This is a genomic window from Winogradskyella sp. PG-2 (assembly GCF_000828715.1).
Classification (GTDB): Bacteria; Bacteroidota; Bacteroidia; order Flavobacteriales; family Flavobacteriaceae; genus Winogradskyella.
Genome location: NZ_AP014583.1, coordinates 3,633,429 through 3,653,298, shown reverse-complemented (window position 1 = coordinate 3,653,298; position 19,870 = coordinate 3,633,429). Strand labels below are relative to the sequence as shown.

Sequence of the window (19,870 nt, the reverse complement as noted above, 5' to 3'; positions counted from 1 at the left end):
TAAAGCCAGAGGATAGAAGTTGCAAAACACATATTGGCATCGATATTATACTGGTATAACTGGAGTTTTTCATGAAGATTATATACCATTAGATATTTTTCGTTCAATCATTTCTTTTAGATTAAATCAAAAAAGACAATGGCCATCATTACTAGATAAGAATTTAACTTACAAACTGTTTAAAGAATTTAAGCAACCGACTAGAATTGTTCAGAATATAAATGGGTTTTATTATGTTAATGAAAAAATAGTAGATATTAAGATTGCAGCTGAAGCTTGTAATGATAAAAATAAACAATACATTATTAAGCCTACTTTAGAATCTGGAAAAGGTAAAATGGTTGAAGTTTTTACTGTAGTTAATAATATAACAACCATAAAAAACCTAAATATTTTCGAACTATTTGATTTGTATCATAAAGACTTTATTATCCAAGAGCTAGTTGAACAAAGTAATTCATTAAAGATTCTTAATCCATCATCATTAAATACATTAAGAATAATCTCTTATTTGAATAATGATGGAGTCCATATATTGTCATCTGCAGTTAGAATAGGTGAGCCAGGAAATAGAACTGATAATTTTAGTGGAGGTGGCATGTTTTGCGGTATTAATGATTTAGGGAATCTTAAAAGCATAGGGCACACCAAAAGTGGGGAAATCAAAGAAAAAACACTTGCAGGCACTCTGTTAAAGGGTTGTGAAATACCAAATTATGATAAAGTCCTTAAGATGGTTTGTGATATGCATATTAAAATCCCGTATTTTAAAATAGTATCTTGGGATATTGGTATTGATAAAAGTGATATGCCAATGCTTATTTAGTATAACACGCGTTATCAAGGAATAGAAATCCAAATTCCTAATGGTCCATTTTTTGGTGAATTTGCCGATGAAATTTTGGCTCTTGGCTTAAAGCCATATTAAGACTTTTTATAATTATTCATTACTTTCCTTCTTTTTCCTGAAGATAAGGGGGGAATTTCATCAACATAAGTAATTATTACTTTTGAGTCTTTTCCAAAATCAGATTTAATGTCATCTATTAAATCTTTCTCAAACTCAAAACTTTCACCCTGAAGATTTAATTTTATTTCGTATTCTTTTTCTCCTTGTTGAATAAACTGATATTGTTTTAATAGGCTATAATACTTGTAGAATTTTGTATATACAACAAAAGAAGAGACTAGGTTACCTTGGGAATCGTAGATGACATCCATCTTTCGACCCTCAATCTGTTCTAATTCCATTGCACCATCTTTACTTAATCCTAGCTTTGCAATATCGCCCGTATCATATCTAATTATTGGCATGGCATAATTAAATAAATCAGTTACAACGATTCTTCCAAACTCACCAGGTTTCACGGGAGTATTATTATCAAGCCCTAAAATTTCTACATAATAACTAGCATGGTTAATAACAAAGCTATTTGGTGATTTTAAAGTTTGTTGAGCTATAATTCCAATTTCTTCACTAGAATATCTAGAAAGTATAGTAGTATCTAAATATTTTCCTAATGTAGCTTTAGTGTAAGGATTAAGGTATTCTGAATTTGCAATGGCAGAATTTATATTCAAATTCTTAAGAATTTTATTGGTTTTCTCTAAATACTGAGCAATCATCTCGTAAGAAGAAGCAAAACCAAGCATATTTTTATTTAGTTGTTTATCAGCTTTTAATAAATCTAAAAAAGCTTCAATTCTCTTATCAGTTAATCTCGAGATATCAAATTGAACGGCGTTTTGTAGCCAAGATTTTAATTTCCCTTTTTCATTATGGCCTCTCCATACTTCTAGTTCGTATAATCTATTTCCTATATGAAAACCAGATTGATTAAAAAAGAAAATATTATCGGCATGATTTCTATAACGTTTAGCCTTATTTTGAAACAAGAAAAAAGGGACTCCTGTGGATCCGCTAGTTGATACTTTAAAATTGTTCTTATCTTTAAATTCATATGATTGAAAAGCTTCAAAGTCATTTTGAATTGTTGTCTTTCTTATAACGGGAAAGTCAGAAATTTTATTAGCATCATTCAATTTACTGTAGAATGGCGTGGTTTTAACAGAGTGTTCTAATAAGCGCTTTATATGTAAATCTTTAATTTGCTTCGCCTTGCTAGAATTTGCATTATTAATACTGAATTTGATTTCCTCAAAATGAGTTTTTACGTTTCCACCTTTTATACCATCTATGGTCCAAAATGATTTATTTCTAATTTTGTTAAGAAGCATATATAATTATTTAGCCTAAATATTTAGAATCAGCATTTCTTTCTTTTATAATATTAATAGGAACACCAAAAGCAAGTTTATAATCACCAATAGATTTTAGTACTAGCGAAGCAGCACCTATAACTGTATGATCTCCTATGGTTATATTTTGTATGATAGAAGCACTAATACAAATTGCAGAACATACACCAATTTTTACATTGCCACTTATGATAGCGCCAGAGGCTAAACTAGAAAAATTTGCCATTTTAGAATCATGCCCTAAAGACGACTTAGTATTTAAAATACAGAATTCTCCAATTTTTGCATTAGCATTTACCACAGCATTAGGCATAATTACAGTACCTTTTGGTATAATAATATCATTAGCTAATACAGCAGTAGGATGTATTACTGCTACAAATTCTATCTGAGGAGCAATTTTAGAAATTTTATTGAAGGCATTTTGCCTTGTGAAGTTATCACCTATAGCTATAATAATTCCTTCAATATTATGTAATTTTATAAGGGCTGTGAGATCATCTAGATTTCCTATAATCTTATAACCGTAAATATCTTCGTTATTGGGTTTAAAAGAATCTAAAAACCCTATTATTTTGTATCTATTATTCTTATGAATAATATCTACAATCATCTTGGCATGACCAGAAGCACCATAAATTAAAATATTTTTCATTTCTTTTTAAAATAGGTTATGACAAGGATTTAATACTTTATGTAATAAATACATATCAATGATAGAATTGGGATCTAATAATCAAATGTAATATTATTTATCATCATTAACCATTTAAGTAGATAAAACAGCAATTTTAAGCTATAAAATGACATATCATTGCTTTTTTAAGATAAATTTGCAGCTCATTTAATATAAATGAAAGTTTAGAAGTTTAAAAGTAACTATGTCATTTCACATTGAATTTAATTCATCTCCAAACCCAAAAAATTTAGCGGTTAAACTAAATGCAAAAGGAGAACAATTTGTGGTTAAAGGACATCCTTGGGTATTTTCAAATAGTATTGAGAAGATTAACGATAATCCAAGTACAGGTGATTTAGCTATTATTTTTAGTAAGAATAAAAATAGGGTAATAGGTATTGGTTTATATGATGCTAACTCACCAATTCGTATTAAAATTATTCATAATGCCGAGACTAAAGCAAAAATTAATTCAGAATTCTTTCACTATAAAATAGAATTAGCTTTTGAGAAGCGTTCAGAATTGTTAGATACTAATACAAATAGTTATCGCTTAATATTTGGTGAAAATGATGGTTTTCCAGGTTTAATAGCAGATGTATACAATTCAGTCTTGGTAGTTAAGTTGTATTCCGAAATTTGGTTGCCTTATCTAGAATCTATACTTCTTAGTTTACAACAAATTTCTAAAGTAGACACTGCTATAATGCGTTTAAGTAGAAACTTACAAAATAGTAAAAATCATACTTTAAAAGATGGTGAAGTCATTTACGGAACACTAAATAATGAAGTTGTAGAATTTATAGAACATGGTGTAAGATTTACTGCTAATGTTATTAAAGGACATAAAACAGGTTATTTTTTAGATCACAGAGATAATAGACGAAGAGTAGGTGAGTTAAGTAAAGGTAAGTCAGTTTTAGATGTGTTTTCTTATGCTGGTGGATTTTCGGTACATGCATTAGCTAATGGAGCTAAAGAAGTTACTAGTTTAGATATTAGTAAGCAGGCATTAGATTTAGCTAGAGAAAATGGAAAACTAAATTCCTATTCAGGAATTCATAAAACTATATCGGGTGATGCTTTTGTTGAACTTAAAAATCTTATAAAAAAAGGAAAACGTTTTGATGTTGTAGTTATTGACCCTCCAAGTTTTGCTAAGCAGCAAGCGGACATTGAATTAGCAAAAAAGAAGTATGCTCAACTGGCTGATTTAGGAGTGCAACTTACCGCAAAAAATGGTTTATTAGTTTTGGCATCATGTTCATCGAGAGTCATGTCTCAGTCTTTTTTTGATTTAAATACAAGAGTACTTAATTCTCAGCCAAAACTTTATGAAACACTATTAAAAACAAATCATGATTCGGATCATCCCATATCATTTCCAGAAGGCGCATATCTAAAATGTGGTTATTATCGTTTGCTAGAATAAAACTATTATGCGTGCATAATATATTTTAGTATATTTGTAATTCTAAACTATTACAAATGACAACCAAGCTCACTCAACTTCTAAATATTAAATATCCAATTATACAGGCACCAATGTTTTTAGTGTCGAATGTTGCTATGGTAACTGAAGCCATGAACGCTGGTATAGCTGGTTGTATTCCAGCATTAAATTATAGAACATTTGACGAACTTAGAGTAGCTCTTAAAGAATTGAAAGCTAATAAAGTTGATGGTGGTTCATTTGGATTTAATCTCATCGTAAATAAGTCTAACATAAAATACAAAGGACAATTAGAAGTTATTTGTGAAGAAGGCTGTGATTTTATAATTACTTCCCTTGGAAGTCCTGAAGAAACAATTAGACAAGCACATGCAGTTGGTATCAAAGTATTTTGTGATGTTACTGATTTAAAATTTGCTAAAAAAGTTGAAAACTTAGGAGCAGATGCCGCCATTGCTGTTAATAATGAAGCTGGTGGTCACAGAGGAAAATTATCACCAGAAGATTTAACAGGCATATTAAGCAAAGAGTTATCTATTCCTGTGATTTCTGCAGGTGGAGTAGGTTGCAAAGCTGATATAGATGATATGATAAGTTATGGTGCGTCTGGTGTTAGTGTTGGAAGTCCTTTTATTGCGTCTTTAGAAGCCGGAGTTACAGAAGAATACAAACAAGCTTGTGTAGATTACGGCGCTGAAGATATTATAATGACAGAACGTATTTCTGGCACACCATGTACAGTTATAAATACTCCATATGTTCAAAAAATTGGAACAAAATCTACTTGGATTGAAAACTTACTAAACAAAAACCGTAAATTAAAAAAATGGGTAAAAATGGTACGCTTTTCTATTGGTATGAAAGCAACTGAAAAGGCTGCTAAAAAAGCAACTTATAAGACGGTTTGGGTTGCTGGCCCTAGTATAGAGCACACTAAAGAAATTCTACCAGTAAAAGACATTATAACTAAACTTACAAATTAAGCGAAGCAAGTTTTGCTTCTTCTTTTTTCTTCTTACGTTTACCTGTAAATATGTTAAATGCATAACTAGCAGTAAGTCCACCGGCTCCAGTAGCAAGAAACTCACTAGTGTCAAATCTGCCATTAATAATATAACCATCATAGACTTCTTTTGCTAAACCAGCAATAGTAGATACACCTAAGCTATACCAAAATGCTTTCTTTTTATTTTTTGTTTTACCATATACTAAGGCGTAAGTAGTTCCAGAGATAAGAGCTCCAGCACCAAAATGTAGACCATCGTCACTAGATGTTTTTTGAGAAAAGCTAAAATTAAAAATGAGTAATGAGAATACTAGAAGTAAATATTTCATAATAGGTTAAGTTGATTATCCGAAAAGTATAGTATTTAAAGTTAACCTACGTCTATTTATCGTTTGGATTTATATTTATACGATAAGGTGTAAGATTAAAAGTATTTTTAATCTTATTCCTAAAGCTAAAAGTTCATGTATTTAAGCATAAGAAAAATAATTTTTGAAAATTGTCCCCTTATTTTATTAGGTGTATTAAAGTCGAAAAATTTTCAACAGAAATTAATAAAGTATATTACATTGTTAATTCTAGCCTTCATACAAAAAACCTCGCATATTTTCTATTCGGTTTTTATTTGCTAAATTACGTGCTCAACCAAGCAACTAATTTATACACAAAAATGTTAGGTGTCACTAACAAATAAAGTCTATATATTTTATAAATACAGATAGTTAAATACATGGAAATTATACCAAAAAAAGGCTTTAGGGGTTTAATTGAAAATTGGAAAAGTGATTTAATTGCAGCAGTTAGTGTCTCACTTATTGCTTTGCCACTTTCATTAGGTATTGCTTTGGCTGCTGGTGCACCTGCAATGGCAGGTATCATTTCAGCAATTGTAGGTGGTGTTGTAACAACACTGTACAGAGGTGGTCATATATCGGTTAATGGACCTGCTAAAGGCGTTATTGCAGTCATACTCTTGGGTATTGTATTGATGGATGATGGTTCGGGTCAAGCATTTAACTATGTTTTGGCAGCTGTGGTTGTTTCTGGTGCAATTCAAGTTCTATTAGGATTATTGAAATTGGGTCGATTAGCAGATATATTCCATTCTTCTGTAATTCATGGTATTTTGGCAGCCATTGGAATTATCATCTTTGCAAAACAAATCCATGTTGCCTTAGGTACGCATTCAGATAGTCCCAGTATTATACAAAACCTTGTAGATGCATTTAAATACCTGCCTCAAGCGAATCCTTTTGTTGTTATTATTGCTTTAGTAGGCTTACTTTTATTATTATTTCATTCCAAAATTAGCTATAAGTTTTTTCATATTTTACCTACACCAATGTGGGTTATTGCGCTTTCCATTCCGTTTGTTTATTTTTTCAATTTCTTTGACCAACATACGCTTTCATTCTTTGGAAAGTCTTACGAAGTAGGTCCTCATCTACTATTGGATATTCCAGATAATGTTATGGATTCAATAATGCATCCTAATTTTGGTAAAATTGGTACTATTGAATTCTGGACAACTGTTGTATCTATTTTAATCATAACAAGTATTGAATCATTAGCTATTGCCAAAGCCGTAGACAAAATTGATCCTTATAAGCGAAAGACAGATTTGAATAAGGATTTGACAGGTATTGGATTAAGTACCATGGTCGCTGGTATGATTGGTGGTTTGCCAATTATTGCAGTCATTATTAGAAGTACAGTCAATATTCATAATGGTGCGAAAACAAAATGGTCAAATATGTATCAAGGACTTTTATTATTACTTTTTATTGTGGTATTAAGTCCAATAATGAGGCAAGTGCCATTATGTGCTTTTGCAATTTTACTGGTTTATACAGGTTTTAAATTAGCTTCACCTGCCGTTTTTAAACAAATTTATAATCAAGGAATAGAGCAATTAATATTTTTTGTTGGCACTATGGTTTTGACGCTTTATACTAATTTATTAATTGGATTAATTGGTGGATTATTATTAGCAATGGTTAGTCATATGCTATTGGCAAAAGTGTCCATACCTCAATTTTTTAAAATGATTTATCGTTCAGGTTCAAATTTAGTTAAGAAACCTGACGGAAGTTATGATATAAAAGTAAAAGGAATTGCAAACTTTTTAGGCATTTTAAAAATCGATAAAATGGTGACCCAAATTCCCTCTGGAGCAGATGTTAATATTGATTTATCTGAAACAAGATTAGTCGGTATTACCTATATGGATTACATAGTAGATTATCTTAAGATACAGAAGACCACAGGAGGTAAAGTGATAATTAAAGGACTAGAATCTCATGTGTCATCCTCAACTTATAATAGAGCTTTAAAAATCGCATTGAATAATCAAGTTGTAAAATTATCATCAAGACAAACGAGATTACAAAATTTAGCTAATGAAAATGATTATCAATATGCAAATCAAGTAGATTGGAATACGACATATTTAAAGAAATTTCACTTTTTTGAAATTAGACCTATTGAGCGGAAATCAAATTGTCTTAAAGGAACATTTAAAGGTTTAGATGTGTCTTGGGAAATTGCGGATGTTACTTTTAGTGAAGGTGCAGCTTTTACTGCTGAGACTTTTAATACGACACTTATGATCTTGAAATTGCCTAAAAAAATACCCGTTTTTACTATGGAAAAAGAAGGTGTGGTTGATAAAATAATTGACCGTGTGAGAGCATATTCTGGTTATAAAGATATTGATTTTGAAATGTATCCAGATTTTTCTAAAAAATTTCTCATTTTAGGAAATAAGGAAGCCGAAATTAGATCATTCTTTACGGATGAAATTATTCGCTTTTTTGAAAACCATCAGATTTATCATTTAGAAAGTAATGGTGAGGCGTTGGTCATTTATGATAAAATAAAATTAGCAAGGACAGATGAAACCATAGCATTTATAGATTATGGTAAAGAATTGTCTACGTTATTAAATGAGATTGTTTAATTAGACAAGTAGTATAAAAATATAAAAACCCCAGATAAGCAGTTTTTCTTTAATCTGCACTTAAGTAACTACTCTACAAACAAACACAATAAGTGTAACTGTAACAATTCTCATTAAAAGTTGTTTCTAGGTTAAGTTTAACCTGTAAAACAATTAAAAACCAAGCTTTTACGTTTTTATTAAAAACCTAGCCATCATGAGAGTTTTAAAAACCATTAGCCTTTTTGTATTAATATCAAGTATTTCATTAGTATTTGCCCAAGAGCAATCAGAAATAGAGCACACTATAGATTCTAAAATCTTTTGGAAAGAGCGTATAGTTAAAGTGTTTTTGCCAAATTCGTATGCGACTGATTCTACAGCTACTTATCCTGTTACTTATGTCTTAGATGGACAGCACAAGGTGTTTTGGGATAGTGTAAAAGGTAATATTGGTTATTTGTCCTATAACTATTCTATTATGCCAATGATTGTAGTTGGTGTTGTCTCAGACAACAGAGGTTCTGAGTTTAACCCAGAAAACAAAGAATTACAAGAGCATTTACAAAAAGAAGTATTTCCATTAATACAAGCCAATTACAGAACCGATGGTTTTAGGTCTGTAATAGGACATTCTTGGGGAGGAGCTTTTGTTGGTAATACTTTATTTAGTGACAAACGCGATATGTTTGATGCCTATATTGGTATTAGTCCATCGTTTGGTGATACAGACAATGTGATTGTAAAACATGCAGATTCCCTATTAAAGTTAAATACCAATTTCGGCAAATATTTATATTTATCTCATGGAGATGTTGGTAGGCGCGAAGTAGAATTTAAAGGTTATGTAAACACTATAGATTCGTTATTAAAAAAATATCCAAACAAGACCATAGCTTGGCAACCAAGACGAATAGAGCGTGTAGGACATTGGCAAATTGTAGGCCCTTCGATTTGTGATGGTTTAATAAGTATGAGTCGTAACTATTTTGCAGACCAAAAGGTTATTGAGGATATGATAAAAACATCTAATGGCAATCTAAAGCAACGTATTTCAGATTTTTATGCTGAAAAGAAAGCCATATTTGGTTATGCACATGAGGCTAGTGCTGGCTACCTTAATTTCGTAGCCAATGACATAAGAGATTTAGAAAATTATAAAGGAGCAATAGAGGTATACAATTTGGCTTTAGATAAAAAGCCTAATAATGTTAGAGTTTATGTAAACATCTGTGATCTTTACGATAAAATGGGTGATAAGATAAAAGCTAAAGAACTATTTACCCAGACTCAAAAACTTTTAGAGAGCCAAAAATCTGAAGTTAGTGATAACTACTACAAAAACGTATCGGAATGGATTCAAGAAAAGCTAGATGGTTATAATTAAAACTATTTAATAGGTTTAGGCAACCAAATGCATAAACTTTCGTCTTTATAATAAAACGATAGAACTAAAGCGTAAAATTACCATGCTCAGTATTGCCTTCCTTTTATTTTTTGAGTCTTACTGTCAATTAGCCATAGAACAATTAAGTATTATAAATTCGGTAACACTTAAGGCTACTGATTTCTATGAAGAAATTCCTTTTCAGAATAAATTTGGGCACTTCATTATACCAGTAAAAATAGGTGATAAGACCTATGACTATATTTTTGATACTGGTGGCTATAACACCTTGATTTCTGAGATTATGAAAAAAAATAAACTTTCAAGTTTAATGGAGGTTAATGTAGGTAGTTCTAACCAATAAATCTACTATAGCACTAACAAAAATACCTTCATTAACTATTGTTAGTATTGATTTTAAAGATATATGAGCAATTAATTTTGACTTTGACCAATCACCTCAAATTACTTGTTATACAAATGGCAGGTTAATTCACAAGACCAAAGAATGATTTTAACTGATAATATTTCTAAGCTTAATCATTTAGACAATGCTATAAAACTAAACGATGTTGTTAAGACTATTAATGGAAAAACATTTAATGAAACGACATACTGTGAGTTTTATGACAATATAAACACTCTTCTACAAGAAGATAAAACCATTGTGCTAATTGTTGTGCGAAATGGAAAACCTATTCAATTTTCAATAGACAAAGCATTGTTGTTTTAACTATAATTATCTGGCACTGAATTTGTTTGTAACAAACAACAAAGTTTTACTGATTATTTACAAAACTATGACGATCCAAAAATGAAGTTAGCGATGTACTTGTGAGATGCTCAATTTATTAGAATAGTGTGAGTCTTATCATTTTATCTGAAATTTATAATAAAAGGCTACAATATCTTTAGCTCACAACTTCAATAAATATTAAACTTAATTTTTTTAAAAATACGTATATATACGTATATCCTTTTAATGATTTTAATACTACTTTTATTTTCTACATGTTATAAGCCCTATAGGTCCAAAGTTGTTAAAACAAATGCTGCTGATGTTTAGGAGCTTATAAGTTATGCATCTTTTAATGTAATAAATTTTAGAATTAATAAATGAGAAAAATTTTACTTTTTAATGTACTTTGTTTTGTTATCAATAATGTTTTTGGACAGATAAGTTTAGATGACAGGGTCAATATTTATGACTTTGATTCATTAAGTGTAAATATTATTTATGACGATTTTGATAACGATGGGGATTTAGATATTATGAAGTTTAGTGGAACGGACTCATTTAATGTTTTACTGCAAAAAAATAACAATGGTGACTTTAATTTAAATCAGCCAATATTAGTGAGCTCTGGAGTAAGACCAATAGTGTCTTTAGATTTAGATAATGATGGTTTTTTGGATTTATTAACATATCATTCGTTCACTACAATAGGTGTTTTATATAATCAACAAGATAATACCTTTAGTGAAGAAGTAACGGTACAAACCTTTAATGGTTCTTATGATATACATCCAATGAAATTTGATTATAATAATGATGGTTTTATGGATTTAATTGCTATAGATGATTCCGAAGATGCTTATGTGTTAATTAATAATCAAATGGGAGGTTTAGAACCTCCTCAGTTTTTGGTATCAGTTGGCACTTTTGATTTTTTGTATGACCTTGATGATTTTGATAATGATGGTGATTTTGATTTTTATATAAGGGATGGTGATAAATTAATTATTAATATTAATGGTAGCGGTGTTTTTGACCAACCTGGGTCACAACAAACACAATCTTCCCTTAGATCATTTGAAATATTAGATATAGATGGCAATGGCTATAAAGACGTATTATATTGGAAGAATGATGCGATTTGGGCAAAATATTATGGTTACAATGCTACTACCACAAGATTTATAGTTATTAATGATGTAATGGTGGTAAATAATATTCCAAAGTTTTCTAACTATGTAAATGCACGTTCAATTCATATTGAAGATCAAGATAATGGAAGTCATGATGTATATGTTACATTGGCTACAATAGAAAATCAACTTGATATGCACAAATTCAACATTCAAAATAATGTTTTTAGTAATGCACAAATTGTTTTATCAGATTTTCAGGTTAATGTATTTGGTGTTGATGAATTTAGTTTCCTTGATTTAAATAATGATGATAATTTAGATTTTTCATTTGTGTCAAACTTTAACCAAAACAAATTTATTTTCATTAATAATAATATAAATGATACACCAGATAAGACAATTTGCATTCAACAAGCCGTTAAGCCAAACGATTTTTATGTTATTGATATGAATGGTGATGGAGAAAATGATATTTGTGTGGGCACTCAAAATGGTTTAGGGTATTTTGAAAAAACTGCTAGTAACGAATTAAGCGGTCTTAGAAGTTTAATTGGTGTAAGTACAAATCCTAACGCATCTGCATATACGCACATTAATATTACGGACATAAATAATGATGGCTTAGGTGATGTTATTGATTACACAGGATTTGATAATGAAGCAAAGATATTTAAGAATTTAGGAGATGATAACTTTGAATTTGTTCAATCTGTATCTATGACAGGTATTTTTAATGGTACTCATTTATCTTTTGCAGATATTGATGGAGATGACTTTAAGGACTTAGTTATATTCGACCAACCTAATTTTTATTGGGCAAAAAACAATAATGGTCTTAGCTTTCAAAGTCTTCAGCAATTGGTTGTAAATAATGTTGATAATGATGATCCATTATCAATAATGTATGAGGACTTTAATGATGATGATGAAATAGATATACTCGTATTAAGATATTTTTATGAGTCTGGTCAATTTCACACTGAAGTCAATCTATTGGAGAACGATAATGGCGAATTTACTGGTAATATTATCGCAGATTTTAATGGAAATTATGGTAGAAGTCATTTAAAAATAGACGATTTTGATCAAGATAATGATCTAGATTTTTTTGTTCATAGTACTAGACTGGATCAACCACTTCTATTTTTTAAAAATGATGGGTCAAATAATTTTATATCTACAACTATAGATAATATTGATATTGAGGATATTGAGTTTTATGATGGAGACGGAGATGGATATAATGAGATTTACGCTTGGAATTATGAATCATTTGCCAATCATATTTTTTATTACGATACGACTGATTATATAAATTTCACAAAAATTCCGATCGATTCTTATTCTGCATCATACGATAATTTGGATGATTATACCAGAGGAGATTTATTCATGTATGATTATAATAATGATGGTAAGGATGATTTGTTTATTAATAATTATTCAAGTTTTCAAGCTTTAATATCAGTGTATGAAAATACTTCTGAATCTTTAGGTGTTGAAGAAATAGACAATAATAGCTTAAGTCAGATGCGTCTATATCCTAATCCTTTTGTGAATTCTGTTAAATGGACCAAAAGAGGAAATGAAACTTATAGTTTGCAATTGTACTCTCAAGATGGTAAATTAATTTTCGAAAAAGTTATTTCAGAAAATAATATGGATTTTAGCTCTTACGATAGCGGAGTATACTTTTTATCCATTAGTGAAGTTATTTCTGGTAATAAAAAGACTTTTAAGATAATCAAGAATTAGCCTTTTCGTATTAAACGTTGTTGTACTTCTATTAATGTTAATACTTTAATTATGTCTCTTAGTGAATTTTTGATTATGTAAATTTATCTAGAAATGAAGATGTACCAATAAAATTTACTATTAAGAATAACGGAAAGCCTATTCAAGTTTCAATAGATAAAGCATTGTTGTTTTAACTATAATTATCTGGCATTAAACTTGTTTGTAACAAAACAGTAAGTTTTACTACATATAAGTAAAACTAGTTTAATTAAAAAAGAAAAAGATGATTCAGTATAAAGGAGCACTCGTTTTAGGCGCATTAATAGGAGCAGCAGCAGGTGTATTATTAGCACCAGAAAAAGGAAGTGTTACAAGAGACAAACTTAAAAAAGAAGGCAAAGACATAAAGGATCAATTAGTTGATGATTTTACAGAAGTTAAAGACGATTTGTCTAAAGCCGCTGAGTCTGGTAAAGATAAATTCAAAGAAGATTTAAAAAACTTTGCTTCTAAGACAAGCTATAAAACAGAACAAGCAATTACTTTTTTAGAAAAGCAATTAGCTATTCTTAAAGAAAAGAATAAAACGCTTCAACAAACAAGTTAAGTGTATGCATAAAAAATCGTCATTGTCTTTTCATGACGGTTTTATTTTACTAGTCTATTAATATAATCTACATTAACCACATGTTTTCCTTCAAAGGGAAGTATAGTAACTCTGTTGCCAAATAATTCTTTTGCTCTTTTAGATTCTAATTTAATTCTGGCTTCATCTAAATATTCATCTGCAGTGCCATATATCAATTTTACTTTAGTTTCTTTAGATAAATAGTCAAAATCATTGGCCTTTAACTCTTTAGGAATACCACCTGAATGTAAGACTAACTGATTACATTGTAATTGACGTTTAGCCATATAGCGCATTGCTACACTAACACCTTGAGAATAACCTAAAATGATTAGGTTAACATCATTTTGAATTTGTTCTGCTTCAAAGACACTATCAAAATAACTCATAATATTTTCCATTCCAGATTTAGTTTCATCTCGTGTTAACCAATTAGCACCAACATGCATTTTTGGCTGAATATAATATTTACTAGGAGCTTGGGGAGCGATGATATAGTTCTCTTCAGGATTTAAGTCTTTAAAATATCTAAGAAAATAACGACTTAAATAACCCATACCATGACAAACAAACCAAACCGTTTTGGTTTGAGATGTATGTGTGTTTAAAGTAGAGTAGGAGTTACTCGTTTTATATGTGATTTCTTTTTCTTCTGAATTCATTATTCTTAGTAGTTTCAGTATTTTTGTAATCGACAATAAAACTACTGATTTTCTATGCAACAATCTAAAGAAGAATTCTTGGCTAAAGTTAATGCTGTGAGTAAAGGCACATTAATGGAAACCTTAGAAATTGAGATGGTAGATTATGGTGATAATTTCTTGGTTGCAAGAATGCCAGTGACACCAAAAGTTCATCAACCAGATGGCGTTTTGCATGGTGGAGCTACTGCAGCTTTAGCTGAAAGTGTTGGTAGTTTTGCATCTCATATTTTTACAGATATTGAGAAGTATTTCGTTAGAGGATTAGAAATTACTGCTAATCATCTTAAAAGTGTAAAAGATGGTCATGTCTATGCAAAAGCCACTTTTTTACATAAAGGACGTACAACTCAACTTTTAGATATCAGAGTCACTGACGATGCAGATAATTTAATTTCTATTTGTCGTCTATCTACAATTTCACTTCCCAAAACGAAATAGAATGAATCTAGATTCATTTTTTGAGGCTTTAGAAACTCAGTATGCCAGTCAATTACCTTTTGTGGTATATAGCAGACCAATTAATTCAATAATTAAATGTTGGTTGCAAGAAGATGACTCTTTGTATACAACAGAATCATTTTCTGAAAGCGGATTTGTATTTGCACCTTTTGACTTAAAAGAGGAAAGTATTTTGTTGCCAAAAAACCATTGTCAACATAATACTTTGGAAGTTTCTGAGCTCAATTTAGAAGATGATAAGAGTTGCTTATCAATCAATAATATAGGCAAAGAAGATCATTTAGCTCTTGTTTCTAAAGGTATAGAGACTATAAAAAATGGTGATTTAGAAAAAGTTGTATTGTCAAGACAAGTTTTAAAACCTTCAGACTCTGAAAACCCACTAAAGGTTTTTAAAAGATTGTTTAATACTTATAAAAATGCGATGGTATATTGCTGGTATCATCCAAAAGTTGGCTTATGGTTAGGTGCTACTCCAGAGTTACTATTCAAAGTAGAAGGGAAGCAGCTCACTACAATTTCATTAGCAGGAACTCAGCCTTATGCTGAGAATAAAGATGTTTCTTGGACCAATAAAGAGTACGAAGAACAGAAAATAGTTACTGATTATATCGTAACTCAAGTGGAACCATATTCCAATCAGATTAATATTTCTGAAGTTGGAACAGCAAAAGCAGGAAATCTATTGCATCTAAAAACATATATAAGAAGCCAGATTAAAGATTCCGTGAATTTAAAATCTGTTATTGAAGCTTTACACCCAACACCAGCTGTTTGTGGCTTTCCTAAGCAGAAAGCAAAAAAATTTATTCTTAGCAATGAAAATTATAATCGCGAATACTACACAGGATTTTTAGGCGAGCTTAATTTAACCCAATACAAAACAAGAAATACCAATAGACGTAATGTAGAGAACAACGCTTATGCTGCTGTAAAAACACAGTCTAATTTCTATGTAAATTTACGTTGTATGCAATTAAAAGATAGTACAGCTTTTATTTATGTTGGTGGTGGAATAACCAAAGATTCTAAACCTGAAAAAGAATGGGAAGAGACGGTTAATAAAACCAAAACAATTGGCAATGTACTTTATTAAGAACCTATAGATTTCCATATATTTGTAGGTACATGAAGCATTCTAAAATTCCCTTATCTCAAACGGTAGTTACTTTATGCAAAACGCATAATATTAAACACATTGTTATATCTCCAGGTAGTAGAAATGCTCCTTTAACCATTGGTTTTACTTATGATGATTACTTTAACTGCTACAGTATTGTAGACGAACGTTGTGCTGCCTTTTTTGCTTTGGGAATTGCACAGCAGTTGCAAGAACCAGTTGCAGTTGTGTGTACTTCAGGAAGTGCTTTGTTAAATTACTATCCTGCAATTTCAGAAGCTTATTACAGTAACATACCTTTAGTAGTTTTATCCGCAGATAGACCAAAACATTTAGTAGATATTGGTGATGGGCAAACCATAAAACAAAAGAATGTTTACGGAGAACATGTATTATACAATGCCAATCTAAAATTAGATTTAAAAAATAAAGAGAATGAAAATGAAGAAGATGAACTTCCGATTTTTAAAAGCATAGAAAATAAGCTTGAACAATTTTTGGGATTGCAAAAAAGTATTCAAGAATATAATGAATCAGAAATTCATGATGCATTTTCAATAGCAATGCTAAAATCTGGCCCAATTCATATTAATATTCCGTTTGATGAGCCTTTATATGAAACTGTTGATACACTTTCTATAAACCCTAAGCCTTCTAAGCTTGAAAATAGAACAGAAAAGATTGATAATTTTGAAATTCAAAGCTTGCTAGATATTTGGCAAAATGCTAACCGGAAAATGATTTTAGTTGGTGTATTACAACCGAATTCTATTGAAGAACGATGGTTGGAAGAACTAGCAGATGATGATAGTATTTTGGTGTTTACAGAAACGACTTCAAATTTACATCACCCAGATTTTTTTCCAGGTATAGATAAAATAATAGCACCATTAGAGCATGAAGACTTTAAAATGCTTCAGCCAGAAATAATATTAACTTTTGGAGGTTTGGTAGTCTCTAAAAAGATAAAAGCATTTTTAAGAACATATAAACCAAAGCATCATTGGCATGTGAGTCCTTTTAGAGCTAATGATACGTTTTTCTGTTTAAGTAAGCATATAGTAGTTTCACCAAATACATTGCTTAGTGAGTTTTTACCACAAGTAAAACACTACACTAAAAGTGATTATAAAGGAAATTGGCTAGCCATTAGAGAGAAACGACGAAAACTTCATGAAGCTTATTTAAAAACAATACCGTTTTCAGACTTTTCGGTTTTCAATACGGTTCTAATGGAAATTCCGAAGCAAAGTATATTGCAAGTTGGCAATAGTTCTGCAATTAGATACATGCAGTTATTTCAAATTAGAAAAGATATTGAAGTGTTCTGTAATAGAGGTACAAGTGGAATTGATGGAAGTACAAGCACAGCTATTGGAGCCTCTGTAGTTCGTCAGAAACGAACTACATTCATTACTGGTGATTTAAGTTTCTTCTATGATAGCAATGCGCTATGGAACAATTATATTCCTAATAACTTTAGAATTATAGTTATAAATAATCAAGGTGGTGGTATTTTTAGAATTTTGCCAGGACATAAGAATACGGATAACTTTAACACCTATTTTGAAACGAAGCATCATTTAACAGCAAAGCAATTATGTGAAATGTATGGCTTTGAATATGGAAAGGCAGATGATTCTAATACTTTAGAAACTCATCTAACATCATTTTATAATACTTCTGAGCAACCAAAATTGTTAGAAATATTTACTCCATCACAAAGTAACGACGAGATATTATTAGACTATTTTAAATATGTGAAGTAAAATTAGCGTTAAAAATTATTAGAAGTGACTTCTCCACTTTTTGTGTGTCTAAAAAATACTTACCTTTAGTAAGACTAATTTTATTTAACCTAAAACAAATAACAAAATGAGTAAAAGAGATGACTTAATCGCAAAGTATGCGGCTGATTTAAAAGACAAGTGCGGCGTAAATGCTGATATGGATTTATTAACTAAAGTAACAGTTGGCTTAGGTCCTTCAATTTATAATGCAGATTCATCTACAGTTTCTGGTTCTGATGATAAAGAATTAGCTACGGTAAAGAACAATTACTTAATCAAAAAATTAGGATTAAAAGATGGTCCTGAATTAGATAGTGCTATTGCTTCAGTAATGGATACTTATGGACAATCTAACAGAAATAAGTATAGAGCTGTTGTATATTACTTATTATGTACACATTTTAACAAAGCATCTGTTTACTAGTAAATAGACTCTTTTAAAAATATTAAGGCGTTATAATTAAATAATTATAGCGCTTTTTCTTTGTACTAATATGAATACCTTTGCAGCATGATACATATAGGTGAATACAATATACTCGAAATTTTAAGAGATACAGAACCAGGTCTATTTTTAGGTGATGGAAATGATAATGAAGTTTTATTACCCAATCGTTATGTACCTGAAGTATTTGAGATAGGTGAAAAGATTGAAGTATTTGTCTATTTAGATAATGAAGAACGACCAGTCGCAACTACAGATAAACCTTATATTAAAAATGGGGAGTTTGCTTTATTACGCTGTAATCAAGTTACCAACTTTGGTGCTTTTTTAGATTGGGGTTTGGTAAAGGAATTGTTTTGCCCTTTTAAGGAACAAGCTTTTAAGATGAAATCTGGAGGTTGGTATTTAGTACATTGTTACTTAGATGACGAATCTGAACGTTTAGTGGCTTCTAGTAAAACGAATCGTTTTTTAGATAATAAAGAATTGACTGTTGCGCAATTTGATGAGGTTGATTTAATTGTGTCACATCCATCAGAATTAGGAATGAATGTTATTGTTAACAAAACACATTTAGGCCTAGTTTTTAAAGATGATATATACAAAGATATTAGTGTAGGTGACCGACTAAAAGGCCTTGTTAAAAAAGTCCGTCACGATAACAAACTAGATATTTCTTTAAATCAAATTGGTTATAGAAACATAGAACCTAATGCAGAGCATATATTAAATGAGCTACATGATAATGGGGGCTTTTTACCATTACATGACAAATCTAATCCAGAAGAGATAAAAGATATGCTTCAAATGAGTAAGAAGAGTTTCAAAAAAGCTATTGGTTCACTTTATAAAGAGCGACAAATTACAATTGAAGCTAATAAGGGTATTAGTTTAGTTCAATGATGTTGTATTGTTTACTTTTACTTTTTTAAATATTGAGTAAAATTTAAGTGTGTATTGTTATATCTTCTAAGAACTAGTTAGAAGAGTTTCTTCAACCCATTCTGTTGCATTTTCTATATCTTTAAAAGCTGCTCTATTAAATTCGAAAAAGTGGTTTTCTATTTCAAAAACACGCTGTGTTAAAGCATTATAAACAACAATTGCATACGCTTTTAAATTTGGGAAATGTGTATTAAATTTTTTTGCATCTGTAAGATCAATAGAATATGAGTTTAGCCGGTTTGCAATAAAGCCAAATGGTCTATTTGAGAATTGTCTATTTATAATTTCAGCGACTTCTTTAAAGTTTTCAAAATTTATATCTACCCCTTCTTTAAATTCAGTAACAATGTAATTTTCAAAAAGATATACACTCCCTAATTTTACATTAAGGAGTGTATAGTCTCTGCTATTAAGATAAGAGCTATTAATCATTTTAATTATAAAAACG

Annotated in this window: 19 protein-coding genes; 14 read left to right on the top strand and 5 right to left on the bottom strand. The window is 30.2% G+C overall.

Translation table 11 applies throughout. The features are described from left to right. Window positions 1-19 precede the first annotated feature (19 nt). A complete protein-coding gene (locus WPG_RS16445; RefSeq protein WP_045474698.1) occupies window positions 20-826 on the top strand; it encodes a sugar-transfer associated ATP-grasp domain-containing protein in 807 nt (268 codons plus the stop codon). 98 nt (window positions 827-924) lie between these two features. Here the strand turns inward: WPG_RS16445 and WPG_RS16440 are convergent, their stop codons facing one another. Both WPG_RS16440 and WPG_RS16435 read right to left on the bottom strand, forming a co-directional pair. Continuing rightward, the gene (locus tag WPG_RS16440) at window positions 925-2,238 is read right to left on the bottom strand and encodes a hypothetical protein (protein ID WP_045474696.1); all 1,314 of its coding nucleotides are present in this window, start codon (window positions 2,236-2,238) and stop codon (window positions 925-927) included. A gap of 10 nt (window positions 2,239-2,248) precedes the next feature. After that, complete coding sequence (locus WPG_RS16435) at window positions 2,249-2,914, bottom strand: acetyltransferase (protein ID WP_045474694.1); 666 nt, start codon at window positions 2,912-2,914, stop codon at window positions 2,249-2,251. Window positions 2,915-3,140: 226 nt separating this feature from the next. Here WPG_RS16435 and WPG_RS16430 point away from each other — a divergent pair, with 226 nt between their 5' ends. Together WPG_RS16430 and WPG_RS16425 are read left to right on the top strand one after the other, a co-directional pair. After that, window positions 3,141-4,370, top strand: a complete 1,230-nt coding sequence (locus WPG_RS16430) for a class I SAM-dependent rRNA methyltransferase (RefSeq protein ID WP_045474691.1) — start codon at window positions 3,141-3,143, stop codon at window positions 4,368-4,370. Between the two features lie 56 nt (window positions 4,371-4,426). Beyond that, window positions 4,427-5,374, top strand: a complete 948-nt coding sequence (locus WPG_RS16425) for an NAD(P)H-dependent flavin oxidoreductase (protein ID WP_045474689.1) — start codon at window positions 4,427-4,429, stop codon at window positions 5,372-5,374. Here WPG_RS16425 and WPG_RS16420 read toward each other — a convergent pair. Next, a complete protein-coding gene (locus WPG_RS16420) occupies window positions 5,364-5,726 on the bottom strand; it encodes a hypothetical protein (protein WP_045474687.1) in 363 nt (120 codons plus the stop codon). The two genes, WPG_RS16425 and WPG_RS16420, sit on opposite strands and share 11 nt — an antisense overlap. A gap of 401 nt (window positions 5,727-6,127) precedes the next feature. On the opposite strand from WPG_RS16420, the gene WPG_RS16415 reads away from it, so the two are divergent. The 6 genes from WPG_RS16415 (at window position 6,128) to WPG_RS16390 (ending at window position 13,938) form a co-directional block, all read left to right on the top strand. Next, window positions 6,128-8,356, top strand: coding sequence for a SulP family inorganic anion transporter (locus WPG_RS16415; protein WP_045474685.1), 2,229 nt, complete (start codon window positions 6,128-6,130; stop codon window positions 8,354-8,356). Between the two features lie 196 nt (window positions 8,357-8,552). Next, window positions 8,553-9,722 (top strand): alpha/beta hydrolase-fold protein, encoded by a 1,170-nt coding sequence (locus WPG_RS16410; protein WP_045474683.1) that lies wholly within the window; start codon window positions 8,553-8,555, stop codon window positions 9,720-9,722. An 82-nt stretch (window positions 9,723-9,804) separates the two neighbouring features. Then, window positions 9,805-10,086: a hypothetical protein gene (locus WPG_RS16405; protein WP_045474681.1), complete on the top strand. Its 282-nt coding sequence runs from the start codon at window positions 9,805-9,807 to the stop codon at window positions 10,084-10,086. A gap of 144 nt (window positions 10,087-10,230) precedes the next feature. Then, complete coding sequence (locus tag WPG_RS16400; RefSeq protein WP_144374499.1) at window positions 10,231-10,455, top strand: hypothetical protein; 225 nt, start codon at window positions 10,231-10,233, stop codon at window positions 10,453-10,455. Window positions 10,456-10,838: 383 nt separating this feature from the next. After that, on the top strand, window positions 10,839-13,349 hold the full coding sequence (locus WPG_RS16395) for a T9SS type A sorting domain-containing protein (RefSeq protein ID WP_045474677.1): 2,511 nt from the start codon (window positions 10,839-10,841) through the stop codon (window positions 13,347-13,349). 265 nt (window positions 13,350-13,614) lie between these two features. Beyond that, window positions 13,615-13,938 carry a YtxH domain-containing protein gene (locus WPG_RS16390; RefSeq protein ID WP_045474674.1) on the top strand — a complete coding sequence of 108 codons (324 nt, stop codon included), beginning with the start codon at window positions 13,615-13,617 and terminating at the stop codon, window positions 13,936-13,938. A gap of 41 nt (window positions 13,939-13,979) precedes the next feature. Here the strand turns inward: WPG_RS16390 and WPG_RS16385 are convergent, their stop codons facing one another. Then, window positions 13,980-14,621 (bottom strand): alpha/beta hydrolase, encoded by a 642-nt coding sequence (locus WPG_RS16385; protein WP_045474672.1) that lies wholly within the window; start codon window positions 14,619-14,621, stop codon window positions 13,980-13,982. A gap of 54 nt (window positions 14,622-14,675) precedes the next feature. On the opposite strand from WPG_RS16385, the gene WPG_RS16380 reads away from it, so the two are divergent. From WPG_RS16380 to WPG_RS16360, 5 genes are all read left to right on the top strand, one after another. Next, on the top strand, window positions 14,676-15,101 hold the full coding sequence (locus tag WPG_RS16380; RefSeq protein ID WP_045474670.1) for a PaaI family thioesterase: 426 nt from the start codon (window positions 14,676-14,678) through the stop codon (window positions 15,099-15,101). A 1-nt stretch (window position 15,102) separates the two neighbouring features. After that, window positions 15,103-16,218, top strand: coding sequence for a chorismate-binding protein (locus tag WPG_RS16375; RefSeq protein WP_045474668.1), 1,116 nt, complete (start codon window positions 15,103-15,105; stop codon window positions 16,216-16,218). Between the two features lie 32 nt (window positions 16,219-16,250). Beyond that, window positions 16,251-18,011, top strand: coding sequence for a 2-succinyl-5-enolpyruvyl-6-hydroxy-3-cyclohexene-1-carboxylic-acid synthase (gene menD, locus WPG_RS16370; RefSeq protein WP_045474665.1), 1,761 nt, complete (start codon window positions 16,251-16,253; stop codon window positions 18,009-18,011). Window positions 18,012-18,117: 106 nt separating this feature from the next. Continuing rightward, window positions 18,118-18,456, top strand: coding sequence for a DUF2853 family protein (locus WPG_RS16365; RefSeq protein WP_045474663.1), 339 nt, complete (start codon window positions 18,118-18,120; stop codon window positions 18,454-18,456). Between the two features lie 87 nt (window positions 18,457-18,543). Further along, window positions 18,544-19,380 (top strand): S1 RNA-binding domain-containing protein, encoded by an 837-nt coding sequence (locus tag WPG_RS16360; protein WP_045474660.1) that lies wholly within the window; start codon window positions 18,544-18,546, stop codon window positions 19,378-19,380. A gap of 66 nt (window positions 19,381-19,446) precedes the next feature. Here WPG_RS16360 and WPG_RS16355 read toward each other — a convergent pair whose 3' ends face one another. Next, a complete protein-coding gene (locus WPG_RS16355; protein WP_045474658.1) occupies window positions 19,447-19,854 on the bottom strand; it encodes a hypothetical protein in 408 nt (135 codons plus the stop codon). Window positions 19,855-19,870: the final 16 nt, after the last annotated feature.